Here is a 3131-nt window from a genome sequence, read left to right as displayed (position 1 = left end):
CCAACAAACGTGTCTTTCAGGCACTCGAACTGAGTACCTTCAACTACGCGGCGCAGCAGGGTGTTACGAACAACACGCATGTATACGCCAGCTTCACGACCTGCTTTACGCAGTTCAGTCATTTTGTCTACAGTAACGCCACGGGAATCCGCAACTACTGCAGACAGCGCGCCTTTGGCTACTTCGCTGACTTCAGCAACAATCGCTTGTTTGTCTTGAAGATTTAAAGCCATTAGCTTTGCTCCTGGATGTTTGCCGGAACTCATGTTCCGGAACTCACTTCACTCTCCCCAACGGAAAGAGCGTCTTAATACGGTGAGCAGAAACAAGCCAGAGTATCCAAAAATAATCTTAGCGTTCTGTCACCGTCTACGCAGGGGATTAAGTCTCTTGCGAAACACCTGCGGTCTTCGACGGAGGCCTGGATCAGGCCAGGCTCCAACGAACAAATCTTTTAGCCGCTAACTTTTGTTAGCAAACGTGGGGGTAAGATTGTAGACAAAATCACCGCCCACGTAAAGGCATTAGTTTGCAGCAGCGCTCAGGCCAGCCTGGTCAACTGCAACACCTGCACCCATAGTGGTGGAGATGCTAACTTTCTTGATGTATACGCCTTTCGCCTGAGTTGGTTTCGCTTTTTTCAGCGCAACCAGGAGAGCTTCCAGGTTTTCTTTCAGTTTGTCAGCGTCAAAGTCCACTTTACCGATGGTGGTGTGGATGATGCCGTTTTTGTCGTTACGATAACGAACCTGACCTGCTTTAGCGTTCTTAACCGCTTCAGCAACGTTAGGGGTTACAGTACCAACTTTCGGGTTTGGCATCAGGCCGCGTGGACCCAGAACCTGGCCCAGCTGGCCAACAACGCGCATTGCATCTGGAGAAGCAATAACAACGTCAAAGTTCATTTCGCCTTTCTTGATCTGATCAGCCAGATCTTCCATACCTACCAGTTCAGCGCCGGCAGCTTTAGCAGCTTCAGCGTTCGCACCCTGAGCAAATACAGCTACGCGAACGGAACGGCCAGTACCGTGTGGCAGTACAGTTGCGCCACGAACGTTCTGATCGGATTTACGCGCGTCGATGCCGAGGTTAACGGCAACGTCAACGCTTTCAACGAACTTAGCAGTTGCCAGTTCTTTCAGCAGAGCGATAGCTTCGTTGATGTCGTACTGTTTGGTCGCATCAACTTTGTCACGGATCACGGACATGCGCTTGGTCAGTTTAGCCATTTCTTAGTCCTCCACTACCAGGCCCATGGAACGTGCAGTACCTTCGATTGAGCGAGTCATCGCTTCAATGTCGGCACCAGTCATGTCGGCAGCTTTGGTCTGCGCGATTTCCTGCAGCTGAGCGCGGGAAATTTTACCCACTTTGTCTTTGTTCGGTTTACCGGAACCAGACTTGATACCAGCCGCTTTCTTCAGCAGAACAGCTGCTGGAGGGGTTTTGGTAACGAAAGTGAAAGAACGGTCAGCGTAAACAGTGATTACGACTGGGATTGGCAGACCTTTTTCCAGGGATTCAGTTTTTGCGTTGAACGCTTTACAGAATTCCATGATGTTCACACCCTGCTGACCCAGAGCTGGACCAACTGGTGGACTTGGGTTCGCCATACCAGCTGCAACCTGCAGCTTGACGTAGGCTTGTACTTTCTTAGCCATTCTAAAATCCTCTGATTGGGTGATAGCGCCTCAGGGAGGCTCCCCGTGAATAAAATTCGTTTTACGGGCCGGGGCCAATAAAAACAAAAGGCGCGAAATTGTATTCCAATCTCGCGCCCTGTGCAACGATTAAATCGCCGCTTTTTTGATCGCTGCTTAGGCTTTTTCGACCTGCGCAAAGTCCAGTTCTACCGGGGTCGCACGACCGAAGATAGAAACAGAAACTTTCAGGCGGGACTTCTCGTAGTCCACTTCTTCAACGACGCCATTAAAGTCAGCAAACGGACCGTCGCTAACACGAACCATTTCACCCGGTTCAAACAGCGTTTTCGGACGCGGCTTATCACCCACCTGCTGCAGGCGGTTCATAATCGCATCAACTTCTTTATCGCTGATTGGCGCCGGACGGTCAGACGTGCCGCCGATAAAGCCCATCACGCGCGGTACGCTGCGCACCAGGTGCCAGCTCGCATCGTTCATCACCATCTGAACCAGCACGTAACCCGGGAAGAATTTACGCTCGCTTTTGCGACGTTGGCCGCCACGGATCTCAACCACTTCTTCGGTCGGAACCATAACTTCGCCAAATAACTCTTCCATGTTGTGTAATTTGATATGCTCACGCAGCGACGTTGCTACGCGGCCTTCAAAACCGGAAAACGCCTGAACGACGTACCAACGCTTTTTAGGGGCTTCAGACATCTTAGAACCTCAGGCCAGTAATAAAGGAAACCAGGCGAACCAGAATACCATCCAGTCCCCACAGGATCAGTGACATTACCGCAGTCACTGCAGCCACGATCAGCGTGGTGTGCAATGTTTCCTGGCGAGTCGGCCAAATGACCTTGCGGACTTCGGTACGTGCTTCACGAGCGAAAGCAACGGTCGCTTTACCCTTAGTCGTCAACAGCGCGACACCGCCCGCTGCAGCAATCAGAATCACCACTGCCAGCGCGCGGAGCGGCAGCATCATGTCACGATAAAGATAGTTGCCAACGATTGCCACAATCAGCAGCACGGCAACAGCGACCCACTTCATCGCTTCCAGGCCGCGCCCGCTCCCTTGAGCTTCGGTATTCGCACTCATAAACCAACCTGTCAGAAGAATTCTACAAATAATTTCACCCCGCGATTGCGAGGCGAGCCAAATCGAAACGCTAATCCCTTTATGGATTATACGCTCTCTGCAGAGCCTGTCTCAGCAATGATTATGACAAAAATAATCACTGATGAGCCAGGTTCTGATGTGAAAGCGTGCAAAAAGGGCATCAAATGATGCCCTTTTCATGCGCATTGCGTCAAATGTTATCAGCGATTAGCCGAGAACTTTAGCAACCACGCCCGCGCCAACGGTACGGCCACCTTCACGGATTGCGAAACGCAGACCGTCGTCCATCGCGATTGGGTGGATCAGAGTCACAACCATCTTGATGTTGTCGCCTGGCATTACCATCTCAACGCCTTCTGGCA

Annotated in this window: 6 protein-coding genes; all 6 read right to left on the bottom strand. The window is 51.4% G+C overall.

Features of this window, described 5'->3' with window-relative positions; translation table 11 throughout:
- Positions 1 to 233, bottom strand: a 233-nt coding sequence (gene rplJ, locus ACWYRJ_RS20930; RefSeq protein ID WP_455508550.1) for a 50S ribosomal protein L10, incomplete at its 3' end; no start/stop codon positions are given.
- Between the two features lie 291 nt (positions 234 to 524).
- A complete protein-coding gene (rplA, locus tag ACWYRJ_RS20925) occupies positions 525 to 1229 on the bottom strand; it encodes a 50S ribosomal protein L1 (protein ID WP_006810530.1) in 705 nt (234 codons plus the stop codon).
- Positions 1230 to 1232: 3 nt separating this feature from the next.
- Positions 1233 to 1661: a 50S ribosomal protein L11 gene (gene rplK, locus ACWYRJ_RS20920; protein ID WP_008503452.1), complete on the bottom strand. Its 429-nt coding sequence runs from the start codon at positions 1659 to 1661 to the stop codon at positions 1233 to 1235.
- A gap of 156 nt (positions 1662 to 1817) precedes the next feature.
- Entirely contained in the window at positions 1818 to 2363 is a 546-nt protein-coding gene (gene nusG / locus ACWYRJ_RS20915; protein ID WP_002438628.1) for a transcription termination/antitermination protein NusG, read from the bottom strand.
- A 1-nt stretch (position 2364) separates the two neighbouring features.
- Positions 2365 to 2748, bottom strand: coding sequence for a preprotein translocase subunit SecE (gene secE / locus ACWYRJ_RS20910; RefSeq protein WP_014068449.1), 384 nt, complete (start codon positions 2746 to 2748; stop codon positions 2365 to 2367).
- 228 nt (positions 2749 to 2976) lie between these two features.
- On the bottom strand, positions 2977 to 3131 hold a 155-nt coding region (locus ACWYRJ_RS20905; protein ID WP_072098027.1), incomplete at its 5' end, for an EF-Tu C-terminal domain-related protein.

Source organism: Enterobacter sp. (genome assembly GCF_977039595.1).
Note: the sequence above shows the minus strand (reverse complement) of the source record. Positions and strands in the feature narration are given on the sequence as shown.